Source organism: Pseudovibrio sp. Ad26 (genome assembly GCF_001623285.1).
GTDB classification, from domain to species: Bacteria; Pseudomonadota; Alphaproteobacteria; order Rhizobiales; family Stappiaceae; genus Pseudovibrio; species Pseudovibrio ascidiaceicola.
In genome coordinates this window covers 1-730 of sequence record NZ_LMCE01000002.1, presented here as the reverse complement: position 1 = coordinate 730, position 730 = coordinate 1, and the positions used below count along the sequence as shown (strand labels likewise).

The following is a 730-nucleotide window of genomic DNA, read 5'->3' as shown; positions in this document are numbered from 1 at the left end:
TCTCAGCATTGGTGACCTTGTTCAGAGGCGCTGAGAGATGGCCTTTTTCTGATAGATAATGTTCTGTTAAAATATCTCCGGCCTCATCTTTTGCCCGCAGGCTAATGTCTGAAAATTGAGGTGACGGGTTAAAAATAATATCCTTGGCAACCTTTTTTATATCCCTTTTAAATTTTGGCTTAATGACTATATCCAATGAGTCAAAAAGCTCCCCTTCAATATCTGTTGCCCCTAAGACCTTTAATATATCGCCAAATACAGGTAGCTTGGCTTCTACCTTCACCGTTGTTCGGCCGATGAAATGCATATGCATAACATCGTCTTTGGTGGTTCCCCTCATCAGTGGCTCTATCTGAACGCGCTCTCCACTGCTTAATGACATTCCTTTCCCGATTAAAAAATCTGTCAGATCGGATGTGGTCGGCCCGAAAACAGTTCTGGCAAAACCAATGGTGTCGCCTTCAACAAACAAAAAAGATGGGAATCCCAATGATTCGTCATCTGCGAGGCTGTTCTTAATATCTTCAACTGAAGCTTTAGAGCGATTTATCTTCTGAACCAGACTCTTGTCATTTGTTTTGGTAAAGAGAAAAGTTTTTCCATCGATTTTATGAATATACAAATAATTGGAGCCAACCTGCAGGTGATGATTATCAGCCAGCAGAGAATTAAGGAAAACAGACAGGTTTATTGAGCGCTTATCTTTCCCTTTATTTTTGCTGCGGTAAGT

At 40.8% G+C, this 730-nt stretch carries 1 protein-coding gene; it reads right to left on the bottom strand.

The genetic code is table 11. From position 1 onward, the window contains the following. Positions 1-730: protein rexA (locus PsAD26_RS00795; RefSeq protein WP_153041432.1), on the bottom strand; the 730-nt coding region annotated here is incomplete at both ends.